The sequence below is a fragment of the Coralliovum pocilloporae genome, from assembly GCF_030845175.1.
Classification (GTDB): Bacteria; Pseudomonadota; Alphaproteobacteria; order Rhizobiales; family Cohaesibacteraceae; genus Coralliovum; species Coralliovum pocilloporae.
In genome coordinates this window covers 1069306-1086243 of record NZ_CP132542.1, presented here as the reverse complement: position 1 = coordinate 1086243, position 16938 = coordinate 1069306, and the positions used below count along the sequence as shown (strand labels likewise).

Sequence of the window (16938 nt, the reverse complement as noted above, 5' to 3'; positions counted from 1 at the left end):
GGAGGCCTGAAGCGAAGTGCGGCTACCCTCAGCTCACGTTGAACTGCTCAAGAGTTGCCATGGCGCTCTGATAACCTGCTTCAACAACATCATCAAAGCGGCGCCAGTGGCGGATGTCTATGTCTCCGAGAGACGGGGTAATAGACAAGTCACTGGCCGAAAGCTGCACCTGGTTTTCTGCCTCACTTGCAAGCGTACCTGAACGCATCAGGATGCTAAAAATAGGAGGGGACAGAAAACGTCTCCACAAGGGTTTCTCCTGCTCCCGGCGCAGGGCGTCCGGGGTCAGGGACAGATCCCGGGCGACATCAACCGCTATCACCGCACCGGGGTTCTGCTGCTGCATGATGTCTACCGGCAGGTTGTTCATAACGCCGCCGTCCACAAGGACGCCTGTATCGTTGATGACGGGCGGAAGGATGCCGGGCAGGGAAATGGAAGCGCGCAGGGCCTCTCTCACCATGCCCGACATGTGAATGTGCACCGAGGCTGTGGTCAGATTTGATGACACGCAATAAAAGGGCAGCCACATATCGGCTATCTGAATGTCTCGGAAGTGCTCCTTTAAAAGGCGTTCCACTTTGGCACCACTGACAAGTCCGAGCAGGGGAAGTGAGTAATCTGACAGCGGATTGCTCTTCACAAATGTCGCCCTGATGCGGCGGATGATGTCGTCAAGATTCCAACCCATGGCAATGCAGGCGGCAATAATGGCCCCCATGGATGTGCCACCGACAAAATCAATGGGAATACCTTTTTCAAGGCAGGCTTTGTAAACACCGATATGTGCGTATGCGCGGGCTCCACCGCCGCCAAGCACCAAGCCTACAGCTTTGCCTGAGACCAGTCTCGCGAGACGCTGCCAGTCCTGGGGCTGATGCTCCCTGATGTGGAAATGCCGGTTGAAGCAGAGATCCTTGTGGCAGCGATATGTCCCGGTGGGGCGTCGGCGTTCACTGTCGTGCAGAACCACAAGATCGACGAGCTGGTGTTCTGCCCGCTGAGCCAGAAGAGCACTCTGGAAGCGTGAGAACAGAACGTCTTCCGATCGGGACAGGACCAGAATACGGTCAGCCTGCCGGGCGCATCGGCCCAGCCAGTCATTGGATGTGATATCGCCGCAGAGCAGGACATGATCATACTGGCTTTCCAGTTCTGCAAACCAGCCCGTGCGCTGGTCTCTATCATCCGATGTGGCGATGAAAACACTCGAACCAGAGGCGCGCAGGATATCAGCGAGGCGATTTGCCATATCGAGAGGAGCGCAGGAGGAGGTTACCGGCAGAAGAGCGGTGACCTTGGGTTCTATCCTTGGGCCCTGAGGGTCAAAGCTTGCGCGCAGGCGTTCGGCCAGCAGGCGGCTGACACCAATCAGAATGGAGGGGTATAGGGTGACAAGGCGCTCGAAGTTCTGACGGGTCAGTTTGAACAGGGTTGAGTCCCGTATGCCGATCACGGTTGCTGATCGTGGCTCATCGGTGATGAGAGCCATCTCGCCGACGGTCTCTCCCGGTTTCGTCAAAGCGACGAGGCGTCGGGATAGAGGATTATCCTCCGCGTAGATGCCAAGTGATCCTGCCGCAAGGATATAAATCGCGTCTCCGGCTTCACCAGCCCGGAACAGTGTTTCAGAAGCGGCCAGGTGAATACGGGTCATCTTGCTCGCCACATGGGCGAGATCCTGGTCAGAGAGGCTTTTCAGCAGCGGCACTGACTTCAGCCGTTCAGGCTCTACCGGCAACAGATGTGTCTCCCAGGGTCAAAACTCATTGCGCACGTCTTACTCACCATCAGCTGTGATGGTCCCCTCCCGGCACCTTGTCCCACAGCCACTGGGCGAAGCTCATCAACCCGTAGGCACCAAACACGGCTAACAGAGTTGCCAGTTCAGGATAGTTCTTGCCAAACAGGCGTAAACCCCTCAATTCCCGTTCGAACATCGGCAGACCCGTGTCCCAGCCGTAATAGATAAGACCAATCAGGAGCGCTGCAATGCCCAGTCCGACACCGTGGCGTAACTTGCCTGTCATTATTGCACCTTCACAGTCTCAAGATCCATTTTGAACACCAGCAGGTCTCCCCGCCGTTCAATCTCGCCCTCGGCCTTGATCAGGAGGGCGGTCAGATCTGTAATGCGGTCTGTCAGTGCCTTGCCGTCCTTGTCTCCAAGAAGAAAGAAGGTTTGCCCTTCAACCGGCCCTGTTGTGACAAAAACCGGCGGTATGCCACCGGTAAGGCAAAGATTAGCGCAGGCCTTGTGAGCCAGACCGGAGCCGGGGCGCATGGCCCCCACATAGCATTTACCGTCGCAGATTTCGCCGGTGAGGCGCCAGCGTCCAAGGTTCTGCGCTGTCATCAGATCTTCAGGCATCTGTGCCGGGTCTTCAGATACTGCTGTTGCCAACCGCAAGCGTCCGCCATTGACCTGCAGCATATCCAGATCACCCCGTTGCAACAGGACGCCGGTTGCATGGACCACGCGGCCATCAAGGGCGCGCGCCTGTTTGGCAACGCCGCGCTTGCCCGGGCCGGACAGCATCATGGTGTGACCGTCCGGATAGGTTTCATTCGGAGGAATGCGGATAGTCGGATAGGGATCGGCTTCCAGCACACCCACCACCGTCTGGCGACCGAGATTGAAGGCAAAGCGCCCGTCGCCCGGATCATCCTGTGTGACAGCGACAGAATAGGCAACACCGGCAAAAAGCCCGATAAGCAGCATGGCGAAAGCGGGCAGAAATACCTGTAGACCCTTCGGAAGCTTCTTGCTCCAGCCGATGAAAAAGCCGTCATAACGGGTGCCGCTCATGATGCATTCTCCTCCGGGATCAGAACCGGTTCCACATAGGTGCCCGCGGGATTGGCTTTTGGATCAATGAAGATCATGTTGCCTTCCAGTTTCAAACGGTAGGTTGGCAGCTTTTCTGTGAACGGGGCCGGTGCTCTGCCATCGGCTGGCCGATACTGAAAGCCATGCCATGGACAGGTCACACAGCCATAGAGAATACGCCCTTCACCCAGAGGGCCATTCTGATGGGCACAGAGATTGGAAAGGGCGGAAAGCTTGCCGTCATAGCGAAAAACAGCCGCGCGCTCATCATTGGGGAGGATAACGACACGGCCTCGCTTGTTGGCGATTTCATCCACGTCACAGACCGGCACCCAGTTCTGATGGGCTTCTCCATCCCGATGGCCATCTGTCGCGCTTTCCTTCAGGCCTGCGACCACATGCAAGGCGACAACGAGGAGTGCGCCTCCCATGAAGACCAGTGCAAAGAGCGGGTTGTCCACATCCTGCAGATAGCCGAATGCCACATGAGCCACCAGGGACGCATAGGCGAAATAAATTCCCATATGCAGGGTTTTCCAGACTGGTGGCGTCAGAAAGCTGAGCCAGAAGTCATGGCTTGTCACAGCCAGAATGATCAGGATGATCAGGGCAAAGATGCCAAACAGTTCAAACGGAAAACCAAGCAACTGGCCAAAGCTCGTATTGCTGGTCAGAAGTGCTACGAAATCCTGTGTGGGCGAGAAGGAATAGTACCAGGCCAGCACATAGCGCAGATGGAGCAGTGCCACGATGCAGGTCAGAACGCCGAAATGACGGCGGTTGTAGAGCAATGGCACAAATCGTCTGTCGAGCCGCGCCAGCGGGCCGATACAGAGAATGACTGTCAGCATCAGGAAAGCGCAGGAGCCAAAGGCTCGCATCCGCTGGATTGGAACATCAACCGGACGTGTGACGGACTGAAACTCCGGTGCCAGTTTGAGAAAGACCAGCAGATAGAGTGTGACGCCAACAATAAGGACCGCATCATACCAGTATTTGTTCTTGTTCCAGAGAACCGGGCGGTAGGTATGACTCATGAGGCTGCTCCTTCCGCGACAGGTGGAGACAGCAGAACCGGTGCCTTTTCCAGAGGGCCGGTCTGGCGGACAAGAAGGGCGGTTACGATGATGGCCGGAATCAGGAGAGCGAAACCAATCCAGATGGTTTTGTGTGCAGAGCGCAGGCTGCGACGCATGGGTCAGCCTCCTGATTTCAGATCAGATGATGATGTAGAAGCCTCGGATGTCTGGCAATGATCACTTCCGCATCCTTTTGCCCGGACTTTCTCCAATTGTGCCCAGCGCCAGAGCACGAGTGGCCAGAGCACAACGATGCCTGGTACGAGGAGTGGTCTGAAGGCGTAGGCATCCTTGGCTGCCGGGTCCACCCTGTCCAACCCGACAAAGAGAAATAAGCCGGCGATAACAAGGCCGATTATCCCGTATATTTCGACACCGGATATGATTGTCTCAGCAAGTGTCACATAATCCTCCCGGTTTCGAACCTTTATGGTTTCGGCGATTCATTCTGCTATCTTATGCGAATCCTGTCACAATTTCATATAGGTGCAGTTTTCCTGTCTCCGGCGACAGCCGTGATGTTCTGATCAGCTTTCATAGAGCTCTGATTCCGCACCAAGATAGCCGTTCCAGGCAAACCAGTATGCGATATGTCCTGCCACGCGCGGCAGGTTTTGACCGTCAGAGGCCTTGAGGTTGTCTTCTGATATTGTCCAGGCACGGCCATCGCCGGAGATGAGGCCATCGCCCTTGATTTTGAATACAAGGCCTTGGCTTTCATAGGCGCGGACCGTGCGGGTGGCTTCATCTCCGATGAGAACAAGCGGCGTCGCGTTGATCCGGTCATTGATGACCTTGCCGCCTGCAAAAACCTTCAGTGGCCAGGCTTTGGCTGCGCCCTGAGTGCGGATGCCGAAAACATAATCCTTCTGGCGATGACGGGTTTGATCGACCCGGGTCGGGAACATCAGGTCATTTGAGGCGAAATAGTCCTGATAGACAACGCCGGACCCGTAGTCGCGCCTGTGCCCGGTTTTAAGTGAAAGAATACGGGTATCAGGATTGTTCCTGCGCCACTCGGCCCAGCTGGTGATGACCACCGGCCTCTGCTTGAGCTCAATATTGCGGTCGACGAGTGGTCCGACAACCGGCTTTCCTGTGAACTGGTTCCACAGAGAATGGGTTTCCCGGTCGAACATCAGCTTGTTTGATCGATAAAGAAAACCCGATGATCCAAACACAAAGGGCTTCTGCCTGCCTTTTACGTCCGTCTCGAACAGGATCCCCGAGCCGCATAATGTGCAATAGGCGAGCGCAACAGGAACACCACCGATCACCTCGTTGAACATTTCATGCCAGCCCATGATCCGAAGCGGGTAGGCACGTGTGTCACCATTGATCGACACGCCGAAGACCAGATCGGTATCGAGCATGTAGTCGGCATCGGTGGCAGGGATCAGGGTCGGGTTGTCGAGAGAGGGTATGCCATCCTTGTAGACACCGCCCCAGGTGATTTCCTCAAGGCGGATTTTCATGCGATCGCGTGCGAGATAGTCAGGCTTGAGAAAATCGCTGAAATTCGGGTCGATCCGCAGGAAGATTTCGCGTTTGAACCGGGTGTATGTGGGATGTGGTATGACCTCGGGATGGGTCTCCTGCCAGAGCATCCAGTCAAACCAGGTCTTGCCGCTCTTTGTTCCCGTAATCGCTTCCAGGGTCTCCACCATGGCTTCTGTGGAGCCATTGGAAAACCGCAGCGCCTGAATGATGCTGGCGGCCATATCCGGGTTGCCGCGCTCGTGGATCTGCTCCAGAGCCTTGTTGAATGCCTGATCGGTTCCGAAAATCAGATCCCACTGAGCCCGGTAAAGACCACTGGCTTCGGGGATGGATTGCGCGAGGGATACCTCCGGCAGCAGAGCCGTTGTGGCAGCAAGTGTCGCGAATGCGCGTCTGGTGATCATCCGGGTCTCTCCAACTTGATCTGTTGCTAGAGTGATATGGAGGGCGGTCACCTGCACTTAAATTTCAGGTTATGAATACGTCATGAGACACCGGCATAGGATATACCAGACAGCCTGGCCATATCGTGGTTCCAGGTGGTCAGGTCGTCCGGCGTAAACTGACTGATATGACGATGACCACATGCGCGTGCCATAACCTTGATCAGCTCGTTGGATGCGTCAAAGAAATTGGTCAGGCGCTGAGCGGAATTTTCAATAACCAGACGTGAGACGAGATGTGGTTTCTGCGTGGCGATGCCAACGGGGCAATTGTTCGTATGACAGGCCCGCATGGCGATGCAACCGATGGCATGCATTGCAGCTGTGGAGAGCGCAACCGCATCAGCGCCCAGGGCCAGGGCCTTGACGAAATCAGCGGGAGTCCGCAATCCGCCGGTTATGACCAGTGTGACAGCGCGCGCACCCGATGCATCGAGATGCCGTCTTGCACGGGCCAGGGCGGGGATGGTCGGGACAGAAATATGGTCACGGAAGATGGTTGGAGCGGCACCTGTTCCGCCGCCGCGACCATCCAGGATGATGTAATCGACACCCACGGCGAGGGCTGCATCGATATCTTTTTCTACGTGCTGGGCCGAGAGCTTGTAGCCGATGGGAATGCCACCGGTCCGGTCACGGACTTCATCGGCAAAGGCCTTTATCTGATCCGTAGACGTCCAGTTCGGAAAACGGGCAGGCGAGATAGCCGCTTCGCCCTCTGCAAGGCCCCGTACTTCTGCAATCTTGCCTTTCACCTTCTCACCGGGCAGGTGGCCACCTGTGCCGGTCTTGGCACCTTGTCCGCCCTTGAAATGGAAAGCCTGGACCTTTTCAAGCTTGTCCCATGAAAAACCGAACCGCCCTGATGCCAGCTCATAGAAATAGCGGGAATTCTCTTCCTGCTCTTCCGGCAGCATGCCTCCTTCGCCGGAACAGATGCCTGTTCCTGCAAGTTCTGCTCCTCGGGCAAGAGCCCGCTTGGCCGGTTCTGACAGCGCGCCGAAACTCATGTCAGACACAAAGAGTGGCATGGCCAGTTTCAGGGGTTTTTGAGCATCCGGTCCGATAACAACTTCTGTGCTCACGTCTTCGTCATCAAGAAGAGGTGGTGTACTGAGCTGGCCTGTCAGGATCTGGATGTCATCCCAGTCAGGGAGCTTGTGGCGCGGGACGCCCATTGCATCGACAACACCATGATGACCGGTCTTGGACAGACCAGATCGTGCATAGGTCTGGATCTCCTTGACATAGGGCTCATCTTCAGTGCCGTGAAGATCAGCATACAGACCCAGATATGCTTTCCGTGCATAGGGTTGCGGGTTCTCCCGGCCCCAGGCGCGGATTTCATCCTCATTGACCCAGACCTGACCCTCTTCGATCCAGCTTTCGAATTTCTGGAGCGCTTCTTCATTGTTGTAGGCGGAGACGCCTGACTCAAGCCGATAATCCCAATGGTGAAGGCCGCACATCAGATTGCGGCCGCGAACATATCCATCTGACAGAAGAGCGCCCCGATGGAGGCATCGGCCATACATGACGGATACATCATCATCGAACCGGACGACCACCAGATCCACTTCGCCAACCAGGGCGTAGGCCGGTTGCCGGTCCTCCAGCTCGTCAAATTGCGCAATTGAAACCTTCTGCATAGGAACCCCCGCAGCTCTGTCTGTGCCAGTGGCCGGGCCTGTTCTCTGAAAGAGAGCGTGATGATCCGTCCAATCACAAAACTATAGCGGATTAGCCCGTTCTGATAATCACCCTTGTGTCAGAAGGGGGATAGGGGAGCCAAACGGAGCAGCTTCAGCAGCCAGGCTTACTTCTTGATACGGAAAGACTCGTGGCAGGACTTGCATGTCTGTCCCATGGCAGGGATGAATGCCCCGAGTTCGGATGGATCTGAAAGACTGTCGACTTTGGTTTCGAGTGCCTTGGCACTGGTTTCAAGGTCTGTGGCGAGGGCCGTAAATCTATCCCAGTCCTGCCAGATGGCCGGGACGGCCTCTGTCGGCTTGTCGAGGCTTCCTTCGGGAAAGAGTTTTGGAATGTCTGTTGCGTGAGCAGAGATGCGAGCAGCAGCACCTTTGATGGCGTCTTTGTCAAATGCACGCTGGCCGCGGGCTGATGCTACAATCAGTTTCATGCTGTCACCGATAGAAGTCATGGCATCCATACGGTGCTTGATAATACCAGTGGCACCGCCATGAGCGAAGGCCATTGCCGGGATGGCGATAAGAGCAATACACAGCCCATACCGGGCCTTTTTCTTGGACATCATGTCTCAGTCTTTCTCTACCTGATGTTGTTATATCTCTGAACGGCCCGAACATATGCAATGATGCTTGTGATCTCTTTGTCTGACACATCCGCCTGCGGTGGCATGTTTCCGAATTGCCAGTGATGTGCTCGTACTCCATTTCGAACAGCAACCCAGAAGGCGCCGTCTCCATGATGAGAAGGTTTGTAGATCTTGTGGATCAAAGGCGGGCCGTATTCTGTTCCTGTCCCTCCGGTGCCATGACAGGAACTGCAACTTGTCCTGAAAGCAGTCTGGCCTTCAAGGGCCATACCGGTCAGGCTTGGGAACTTGATCGTCGTTGGGGCTTCGATATCTGTATGGCTCACCTGACTGACCAGAAATGCGGACAGTCCTGCAACAATCACAATACAGCCAAGCATAAGATAACTTCGGATCATCTCGAACTCCCTTGAACCTGTTTTAAAGGTTCTAGTTACTGGAAGCTCAAGCTGTTTTCTTATCCTGCTTCTGCCTTTGGGCCGGAGCCTGAAAGCACCGTATCCTGGGCGTCTTCAACAGTGGTTGGCCATTTTGTCAGCACATGATCGATGATCTGGCTGTGCAATGTGGCCTGGGTGACGATTTCCGGCTCCTGAATGTCTGCTGGAGTAGCCAGAATACCGGCGCGCTGAACCAGCCAGCTCACCCGTGCCTGTGTCAGAAGTGACAGCGGCACGGCCAGAAGCAGGCTGATAGCGATAGGGCTCAGGAGTAGCGGCATCCAGCCCATAACGAGTGTTGCTGTCAGCCCGAGGCCCAGAACTGTTTCGGTCAGGTGAAAGCGGAGGATGTCGAGAAATGGCAGCGGCTCACTTTCCCGGCGCTGCGGTTTCCAGCCTGAATCAATGCCGCTGACGATCCGGAATATCGCAATGGTCTGCTGGATCATCATAACGGGTGCCAGAACTGCTGACAGAATGAGCTCGATAATGGCACCGGCAAGAAAGCGTAATGCGCCACCCCAGCTTGGAGCTCCCGGTGGCAGGATCAGCGTGGTCAGAATGCCCAGTGCCTTTGGCATCAGCAGAACACCAATGGTCCATGCAAGCAATGTCCATGCGCGTTCACTGTCCAGAACCGGCCAGATGGGGAACAGTGCATAGGGGTCGGGGAAGTAATTGACCGGCATGACCTCGGCCTGTGAGGCAACTGCAATGCCCACGGCCAGAAAGGCAAACCAGAGCAGGGCAGACAGGTAGGCCATCGCGCCCTGCAGCAGGTGAAAGCGGCTGACCGGGTGCAGGCCACGTGCCATCAGAAGGCCCAGATGCTGCAGGTTGCCCTGACACCAGCGGCGGTCGCGCACGACGTGATCGACCAGACCTGGAGGCGCTTCTTCATAAGACCCTTCCCGTGTCGGCAGCATACGGACCCGCCAGCCGGCACGACGCAAAAGAGCGGCTTCGACGAAATCATGGCTCAGAATATGACCACCCATCAGTCCTGGGCCTTTCAGGTGCGGAAGGCCTGCACATTTGGCAAAGACGCGGGTTCTGATAATGGCATTGTGGCCCCAGTAATTGCCTTCACCACGAGACCATGTGGCAAGACCAGCGGCCAGAACCGGACCGTAGGCGGTGTTGGCAAATTGCTGCAGGCGGGCAAACAGTGTCTGGGTCTTGATGATCTGCGGCATGGACTGGACGAGCCCTGCCGTTGGATCAGATGCAAGGGCATCGGATAGTGAGATAATAGCCCTGCTGCTCATCAGGCTGTCAGCATCCAGCGTCAGCATTGCATCGTAGCGACCACCCCAGCGGCGACACCATTCGGCAATATTGCCAGCTTTCTTGCCGATATTCTTGTCGCGACGTCGATAGTAAAGGCGAGTACCGTCCGGAAGAAGACGACGGGCTGCCTGGATTGCCTGGATCTCTTTTACGACAACCGCATAATCTGTCGTGTCACTCAGGACATAGAGTGAGAACTGATGCTTCGTTTCGGCCTGACCCAGTTCCTGCAGCATGGCGACCGCATTGCCGAGCACCATGGAAGGACTTTCATTATAGGTCGGCAGCAAGAGGGCTACATCCAGATGATCGGTGGGCCCTTGCGCCTCTGTCCGCCAGCGGGATGACAAAAGGCCACCGAGCAGCGTTGTGGTGCCAATCATCGCATTGACGCAGGCAAGTGCAATCCAGATGAAGCTCAGTGTGAAGGCAAAGCCCATCATGGCTTCGAGAATGCTCAGTCCCTGCATGGACAGGATTGAGAACATTTCCCATGAACACCAGCCGGATAATGCGGCAGTTGCACCAAAGACCACAATCCGCCAGATCCGGGCCTGAGGGTCTTTCAGGCGTTCAGGCGCATCTTCATCCTGAAAGGTCTGACTGAAGTCCTGATCCGGCATATCCAGACCATTTTCCTCCGGCACCAGCGGATGAATATCGCCTGCCTTTGGTCCAAGGACGGCAATCTTCTCTGCATTTGCTAGATGGGTTAGCTGGTCCATCGGTATAACCAGACCTCCGTCAATGGGTTCTTGCCGTCAGGTGTTCGCAGTTGGGCACGCAGTTCCATAGCTGTTTCTTCACCGGGATCAAAGTCAAACAGCAATTGCATACCGCCTGTTTCGGGATTTTTTGTGACGGATACATTACTGATTGCCCCCGGGTAGCCGCTAACGAAAGGTCGTACCGCGCCAGCATCATCGGGCAGAAGGTCGGATTTATGGAAATCAATTGCCATCACACGCGCGTGTGTGCGGCTTTTGCCCTCCCGCGTGGTCTGGACTTTTGAAAGGGGACAATCGACTGGAGGCTCCCAGCACCATTGCAGCGTATAGCCGAACCGGTGTTCCCGTTCGGCTTCCAGAGGCGTGTCCGGTCGCCAGAAGGCAACGATATTGTCGTTGGTTTCCTTGTCAGATGGAATCTCGACGAGTGAAACAGCACCTTTACCCCACGGATCATGGGGCTCAACCCAGAGGGTGGGCCGAATTTCATACCGGGCTGCCGGGTCTGCGAAATCACTGAATTCGCGAGACCGCTGGGCCAGACCAAACCCTTGCGGGTTTGTATCCAGAAACTGGCTGACCTGCAGGGATGCCGGATTGTTCAGCGGACGCCAGAGCCATTCCCCATTGCCGTTATGGACCAGCAAGCCGTCTGAATCATGTATCGCTGGTCTTACATCATCAAACTTTATGCGGTTCTTTTCATCGTAGAGGAACATGGAAGTGAGGGGCGCTATCCCCACATGGTCCAGATCAACACGCGGGAAAAGAGAGGCGCTTACATCCATCCGGGTCGGATTTCCATGCCAGATATGGAAGGTATAAGCCCCTGAAACACTGGGCGATTCAAGAAGAGCATGGACCACCAGTTTCTGATCGCCGTCGTCAGGTGTTTCCAGCCAGAACGTTCTGAACGCCGGGAACTCCTCCCCGTGATGGGTTGCCGTTCTGAGAGCAAGTCCCCGGGCTGAGAGGCCATAGTGCTGCCCCTGGGCAATCGCACGGAAATAACTGGCACCCTGGAAGGTGAGGAAGGGATGGAGCTGTTGGTCACCGCCATCAGGTGTCAGCAATTCAACGCCTGAATAATTGACCTGCTCGTTAATCGGCAGATTGGGAACATCGGGGCCGAAGTGGAAAGCGTCGGCATCAAAGACCAGGCGTCGCTGGCGGTTATCTTCCACCAGAAAGACGTTGACCGGAGTTCTGTAGACCGAGCCCGGTGCCAGAAGATGCCCGCGTGCCTTTACATCCTCGCGTCCGGCCCAAACGGCTTTTTCTGCTCTTGGCTGGATTTCGTGATGCTGGTGATAGCTCAGTGCGCGCCAGGCTTTTGGCAACGGGCTGGACGGTGTGAAGCTTTCCTTTGACAGCGCCTGCGCAAGGGTCCTTACGGTGTCGGGAGAGAACGGTTCGTCACCCTCCAGTTCCGGCATACCGGCAAGTGTGGCGGTCGGGCTGCCAATAGCTGGTATAAAGCCCAGAAAAGCCAAAGCTTGCAGAACGTTACGTCGGCGCAGATCCATCTGTTCTCCCAACAGTCTTGCCAACTGTACCTGCCCGGTTATCCGGGTACTGGAAGCAGAGGCAGAAATCTCACTCGGCAGGCTGCCGTACCGGTGGTGTTGCGTCTCCGAATGCGTTGGTGGCTGGTGATGGAGCCACCTTCCGCCAAGGCTGGGACTTGTACCAGGAGACGGTATAAGCGGTTGCGATCAACATGGCAAAGCCTGAAAGATTACCGATTGCACGGGCAAGCTCTGTCCGCTCGAAAATCCAGATAATTTCACCAATGCCGCGTGATGCGACCATGCTGACCAGGAAGACGGCCAGGGACTGCTGGCCAACCTTGCGGATTACATTGATGGTCCGGCTCCAGACGGGTGATTCAAGCAGAGCCCAGCCCCAGCGCCCGAAAGCGGCCCAGGCCAGATAGGCCAGCGCAAGGAAATGGATGTAACGCAGAACACCAAACTCGGTCTTTTGTCCAAGCGGGCGGAGGAAGTCTCTCCATTCACGCGTGTCTGGGAAAAAGCCGATGACGTCCTGAATGTCTGGAATATTCCGCAGAACCAGATGAAAGCGCAGAGGAATGTTGATGAGTACAACAGCAATGGCCAGAATAATCAGACCTTTGCGGACTGGAGGCTGCTTCAGCCAGCCGAGGCCGAAGGCAAAGCCGGTGAAGAACACAAGCTGCCAGGCAAACGGATTGAAAAACCAGGGACGCTCGGTCCAGGGCTCTGCAGGCAGTTGCAGGGTCAAGGCGGAGAGACCAATTCCGTCCGTGCTGCCGACCAGTTGCGAGATGAAGGCGTCGAAATTGGACAGATTAGCCCAGGTCCACAGCACAACGCTCAGAGCAATCACCAGCGGCATGCCGCCATACCGGTGAGCCAGCATCACTGCGGGAATAAGAGCCAGAATGCCCAGATACATCGGCAGAATGTCGAAATAGTTCGGCACATAGGTCAGGGTCATCAACCCGACCAGATTGGTTCCGGGATCATTGAAAAAGTTGCGGAGGTTGAGCGCGCCGACGAAATCCCGTGTGTGAACTGTGGGGTCAAATGTCCCGGCCAGCGTGGAAATCAGTGCTTCCTTGTTGGCTTCCATGGCCCAAAGCATGCCTGCAATGACAAAGAACAGGCCAATTTGTGCCCAGTAGACCTGCCAGATGCGGTGTGAGATACGGGCCGCGCCCATCCACCAGCCATGAGAGACGAAAACGCTGGCAAAGGCAAAGGATGATGCCATGCCGGAGCAGAAGACGAAGATCTCGGTTGCGTCTGAATATCCGAAGCGTGCCGGAATCCACATGGTCCAGGAGTTGCCCGGCACATGAGCAATGAAGATGATGAACATCGCTATGCCGCGAAAGAAGTCCAGACGCGGATCACGTGGCTTTTTCTTAGCCTGTGCGGATGTTGCACTCATGCCTTCAGGTCTCTCTTTGGTCTTTGTCTTCTGATGGAGCGTTTGTGGTGGCTCCTGTCGAGCAGAAACCCCGGTCAGGCCGTGGCTTCAACTCTTCCCAGCTGCGCTATAAACGACGCGCGTGTTCTTGTATAGCCATCCTCGCCACCGCGTCTGTTGACACGGTCTTCAAGGAGCCGGTTGGCGTCCTCAATCTGGCCGGAGCGAATGGCGGCTTCAATGGTCAGTCGATCAAATACATCACGCTGCGCGTGGCTGCCGCCGATGCGCTGCATGGATCCGTAAGCCGTCTTCAGATGGGTAAACGCTGACGCGTTATCTCCATCCATGAAGGCCTGTATCCCGATGGCGGCGGCAATACCAGGGGTATGAGCGACCTGATCCATATCCGTCTGGTGTCTGACTGCGTCGCGGCGAATTCTGTTCACCAGGGTCTTGGCGGAATCCGTTCTGTCACCGCCCATCAGAGCCAGCAGATAGTGAAGGTCGGCAAAGACAACACAACCGTCTTCCGTCCGCCCTTCGCTGATGGCGGCCATCTCTTCCCAGCGATTGCCGACATCGACACCTTCCAGCTCCAGTCGCATCAGCATGGATGCACCGTTTGAAATGTCGCGATAGTCGTCAGACTGATCCTTGCGAACATGGCGATCATAGAGGTCAAGCACCACGTCAAACTCGCGGCGATCAAGATGGAACAACGCCAGGTGCCACCAGACATGATAACCGAAATTGTTACAATGCTGCCAGGCTTCCGGCTGGCTCGACAGCCATGTGACGCCAGTATCAGCCCGACCGGTCATGTCATAGACATGGGCGACGGCATGCAGACCCCAGGCGTCGTCTCTGGCGTGTTGCAGAGCCAGAATGCCAGCCTGTTCGGCTTCTGTCTGACGACCGCATTCCTCAAGTGCAAAGGCCCGGCACCCCTGCACATAGCCAAAGGCAGGATGGTCGGTGCCGTAGGTGTTCTGCACAGCTTCAATGGAAGTCAACATGCCTTTTGAATCGCCCAGGATAAAGCGGATGCCATGACCGAGCTTAAGAGCGACAGCATCTGCGGGCCAGCGGGCCAGAATGCGGTCCATCAGCTCGGCTGAAAGGGTCGGGCGACCGCTCAGCCAGGCATTCAAGGCGTCGGCATAAAGGCTTTCGCGCTCATTAAGCGCACCGATCTGACGCAGTCCGGTTACCTTTGCGGCTGTTGCAGCGGCTGTTTCGACGAGCTCCCGCCTGCCGAGCAACAGGCAGAAGAAACCCTTCATAACATGTCCCATCGGTGCATCCGGCAGGCGTTTGAACAGGGCTTCGAGATGAACAGGGGTTTCCGCGGAGTGGGCAAGAAAAGCGAAAACCAAAGAATTCCAGGAAGATAGAGCGGCCTTATCGTCAAGGGAAATCTCGTAACCGAACATATCGGTTGTCGGCATGGCTGGCTCCGTACTTATTCATTTGAACATATGTATTCGGTTCTATACACGCGCGCCCGGTAACGGGTCTCATCAAACTTGTTCACCGAGCTTTGAATAGATGCGAACTTTCGAATGCTTGATTTTTGCGATATGCATTCCCCCTCCGCATCCGTTCCGTTAGGAACAGCGCTGTTTGCCACTTTTCCTTTTAATGAGGCAATTCTATGTCGGACACCAAACTCCAGACTACGCCTCTTGTTGTCGCATTTGGCCTTTTGGTGGCTTTAATATGGGCTGCAGCTGAGATCGGATCCGGTCGGATAGCTAGTGGTGCAGCTATTGGAGCCTTTGCCGGTATTGCGCTTTACCATGCGAAATTCGGCTTCACAGCAGCCTGGCGACGGATGGTGCTTGAGCGCCGTGGTGCCGGTCTGAGAGCTCAGATGATTCTGATCGGCCTCTCGGTCTGTATCTCCTTTCCTCTGTTTGTTTATGGTGCTGATGTCGGTTTTAGAACCGGTGGTTTTGTGTTTCCGTTTGGTATTGCGGCAGCCTTCGGTGCCTTCATGTTCGGTCTTGGCATGCAATTTGGAGGCGGCTGTGCATCCGGCACCTTGTTTACGGTGGGTGGCGGTTCAACCCGAATGGTGATTACGCTTGCGGCCTTTGTGGCCGGATCGGTTATCGCAACAGCTCATTTGCCTGAGTGGCAGGCTTTGCCAAGTCTCAAGGCCTATTCCATGGTGAGGCAGCTGGGTCTGGGACCCGCATTACTGCTGACGCTTGGCCTGCTTGGCACGATTGCCCTTCTGACAATCGTGTTTGAGAAGCGATCCCATGGGACACTTCAGTCCTTCGGGAAAACCGAATCCTTCCTGAAAGGCCCATGGTCGATGCTGGCAGGTGCTCTGGCGCTGGTTATTGTTGTTGTGGCCACGCTGCTGGTTCTTGGGCGGCCCTGGGGGATTACGTCGGCCTTTGCGCTTTGGGGAGCGAAAGTGTTCTCTGTCGCCGGGATAGAAGTGGAAACCTGGCCCTACTGGCAGAACCAGGTGGGTCGCCTCAATCGCAGTCTTCTGACGGATTCAACCTCGGTGATGAATTTTGGCATTATTCTGGGCGCGCTGATTGCTGCATCCCTGTCCGGCCGCTTCGCGCCTGTTGCCAAAATTCCACCAAAAGAAATTGCAACGGCTATTTTCGGCGGGCTTCTGATGGGATACGGCGCACGACTTGCTTACGGGTGCAATATTGGTGCCTATCTGGGCGGTCTCGTATCCGGCAGCCTGCATGGCTGGGGCTGGCTGGTGTTCGGTTTTATCGGCAGTACTGTCGGCTCTCATCTGAAAGCTCTTGTTGATTCCTGGCCGGGCCGGTCTCGGCAGGCGGTTTGATTTCGATTATTTTTCATTGGTGGAGAATTATGATGATTTCCAGAATTCTAATGGCTGTTTTGGGCTGCTTCGCCTTGTCCGGTCTGGCGTTTGCCGGTGCTCCGGCTGAGCGGGAGGGATGGCATGTCCACCCGACAACGCATAGCTATAGCGATCTTGTTGAGCGGGTGAGAGCGTCCGTCAAGGACCACAAGATGGGGCTTGTGACCACAGCAACAGCCTCTGGAGGGGCCAAGCGGCAGGGCATTACTATCCCGGGCAACAGGATCATTGGTGTCTATCGCAATGACTTTGCACGCCGCATGCTGAAGGCCTCGGTCTCAGCGGGTATCGAAGCACCGGTCCGTTTCTATGTGACCGAGAATGAGGATGGCACGGCGACCCTGTCCTACAAGACGCCCACCCATGTCTTCTCTCCTTATTTCAAAGAGGGTGGTGAAGCGCTGAAGGCGCTGGCGTCTGAGCTGGACGGCATTTTCGCTTCTATTGCCAAAAAGGCGATTGCTGAATAAGCGCATGAGGAGGTGCCGGGCTGTGTCCGGTGCCTCACAGGCTTGTGTTCAAGCTTCGCTTGATTAGCACTCCC

Annotated in this window: 16 protein-coding genes; 2 read left to right on the top strand and 14 right to left on the bottom strand. The window is 55.8% G+C overall.

The window, feature by feature from the left end; translation table 11 throughout:
* Positions 1 to 28 precede the first annotated feature (28 nt).
* The 14 genes from RA157_RS05035 to RA157_RS04970 form a co-directional block, all read right to left on the bottom strand.
* On the bottom strand, positions 29 to 1741 hold the full coding sequence (locus RA157_RS05035; RefSeq protein ID WP_350335382.1) for a patatin-like phospholipase family protein: 1713 nt from the start codon (positions 1739 to 1741) through the stop codon (positions 29 to 31).
* Positions 1742 to 1790: 49 nt separating this feature from the next.
* Positions 1791 to 2030, bottom strand: coding sequence for a hypothetical protein (locus tag RA157_RS05030; RefSeq protein WP_350335381.1), 240 nt, complete (start codon positions 2028 to 2030; stop codon positions 1791 to 1793).
* Positions 2030 to 2809: a hypothetical protein gene (locus RA157_RS05025; protein WP_350335380.1), complete on the bottom strand. Its 780-nt coding sequence runs from the start codon at positions 2807 to 2809 to the stop codon at positions 2030 to 2032. Before RA157_RS05025 ends, RA157_RS05030 begins: the two co-directional genes overlap by 1 nt.
* A complete protein-coding gene (locus tag RA157_RS05020) occupies positions 2806 to 3867 on the bottom strand; it encodes a Rieske 2Fe-2S domain-containing protein (RefSeq protein WP_350335379.1) in 1062 nt (353 codons plus the stop codon). Before RA157_RS05020 ends, RA157_RS05025 begins: the two co-directional genes overlap by 4 nt.
* Entirely contained in the window at positions 3864 to 4025 is a 162-nt protein-coding gene (locus RA157_RS05015) for a hypothetical protein (protein WP_350335378.1), read from the bottom strand. Before RA157_RS05015 ends, RA157_RS05020 begins: the two co-directional genes overlap by 4 nt.
* 3 nt (positions 4026 to 4028) lie before the next feature.
* Positions 4029 to 4313 carry a hypothetical protein gene (locus tag RA157_RS05010; protein WP_350335377.1) on the bottom strand — a complete coding sequence of 95 codons (285 nt, stop codon included), beginning with the start codon at positions 4311 to 4313 and terminating at the stop codon, positions 4029 to 4031.
* Positions 4314 to 4436: 123 nt separating this feature from the next.
* Positions 4437 to 5813, bottom strand: a complete 1377-nt coding sequence (locus tag RA157_RS05005) for a DUF3179 domain-containing protein (RefSeq protein WP_350335376.1) — start codon at positions 5811 to 5813, stop codon at positions 4437 to 4439.
* Between the two features lie 80 nt (positions 5814 to 5893).
* The gene (locus RA157_RS05000; protein ID WP_350335375.1) at positions 5894 to 7501 is read right to left on the bottom strand and encodes a glutamate synthase-related protein; all 1608 of its coding nucleotides are present in this window, start codon (positions 7499 to 7501) and stop codon (positions 5894 to 5896) included.
* A 167-nt stretch (positions 7502 to 7668) separates the two neighbouring features.
* Positions 7669 to 8130 (bottom strand): c-type cytochrome, encoded by a 462-nt coding sequence (locus RA157_RS04995; protein ID WP_350335374.1) that lies wholly within the window; start codon positions 8128 to 8130, stop codon positions 7669 to 7671.
* A 14-nt stretch (positions 8131 to 8144) separates the two neighbouring features.
* Positions 8145 to 8549: a c-type cytochrome gene (locus tag RA157_RS04990; RefSeq protein WP_350335373.1), complete on the bottom strand. Its 405-nt coding sequence runs from the start codon at positions 8547 to 8549 to the stop codon at positions 8145 to 8147.
* Between the two features lie 59 nt (positions 8550 to 8608).
* A complete protein-coding gene (gene mdoH, locus RA157_RS04985; protein WP_350335372.1) occupies positions 8609 to 10606 on the bottom strand; it encodes a glucans biosynthesis glucosyltransferase MdoH in 1998 nt (665 codons plus the stop codon).
* Positions 10594 to 12135 (bottom strand): OpgD/OpgG family glucan biosynthesis protein, encoded by a 1542-nt coding sequence (locus tag RA157_RS04980; protein ID WP_350335371.1) that lies wholly within the window; start codon positions 12133 to 12135, stop codon positions 10594 to 10596. Before RA157_RS04980 ends, mdoH begins: the two co-directional genes overlap by 13 nt.
* Before the next feature lie 70 nt (positions 12136 to 12205).
* Positions 12206 to 13546: an OpgC family protein gene (locus tag RA157_RS04975; RefSeq protein WP_350335370.1), complete on the bottom strand. Its 1341-nt coding sequence runs from the start codon at positions 13544 to 13546 to the stop codon at positions 12206 to 12208.
* A 74-nt stretch (positions 13547 to 13620) separates the two neighbouring features.
* The gene (locus tag RA157_RS04970; RefSeq protein WP_350335369.1) at positions 13621 to 14976 is read right to left on the bottom strand and encodes a tetratricopeptide repeat protein; all 1356 of its coding nucleotides are present in this window, start codon (positions 14974 to 14976) and stop codon (positions 13621 to 13623) included.
* Positions 14977 to 15182: 206 nt separating this feature from the next.
* On the opposite strand from RA157_RS04970, the gene RA157_RS04965 reads away from it, so the two are divergent.
* Together RA157_RS04965 and RA157_RS04960 are read left to right on the top strand one after the other, a co-directional pair.
* Complete coding sequence (locus tag RA157_RS04965; protein ID WP_350335368.1) at positions 15183 to 16352, top strand: YeeE/YedE family protein; 1170 nt, start codon at positions 15183 to 15185, stop codon at positions 16350 to 16352.
* 29 nt (positions 16353 to 16381) lie between these two features.
* Positions 16382 to 16864, top strand: a complete 483-nt coding sequence (locus tag RA157_RS04960; RefSeq protein WP_350335367.1) for a DUF302 domain-containing protein — start codon at positions 16382 to 16384, stop codon at positions 16862 to 16864.
* The last annotated feature ends 74 nt before the right edge of the window (positions 16865 to 16938 follow it).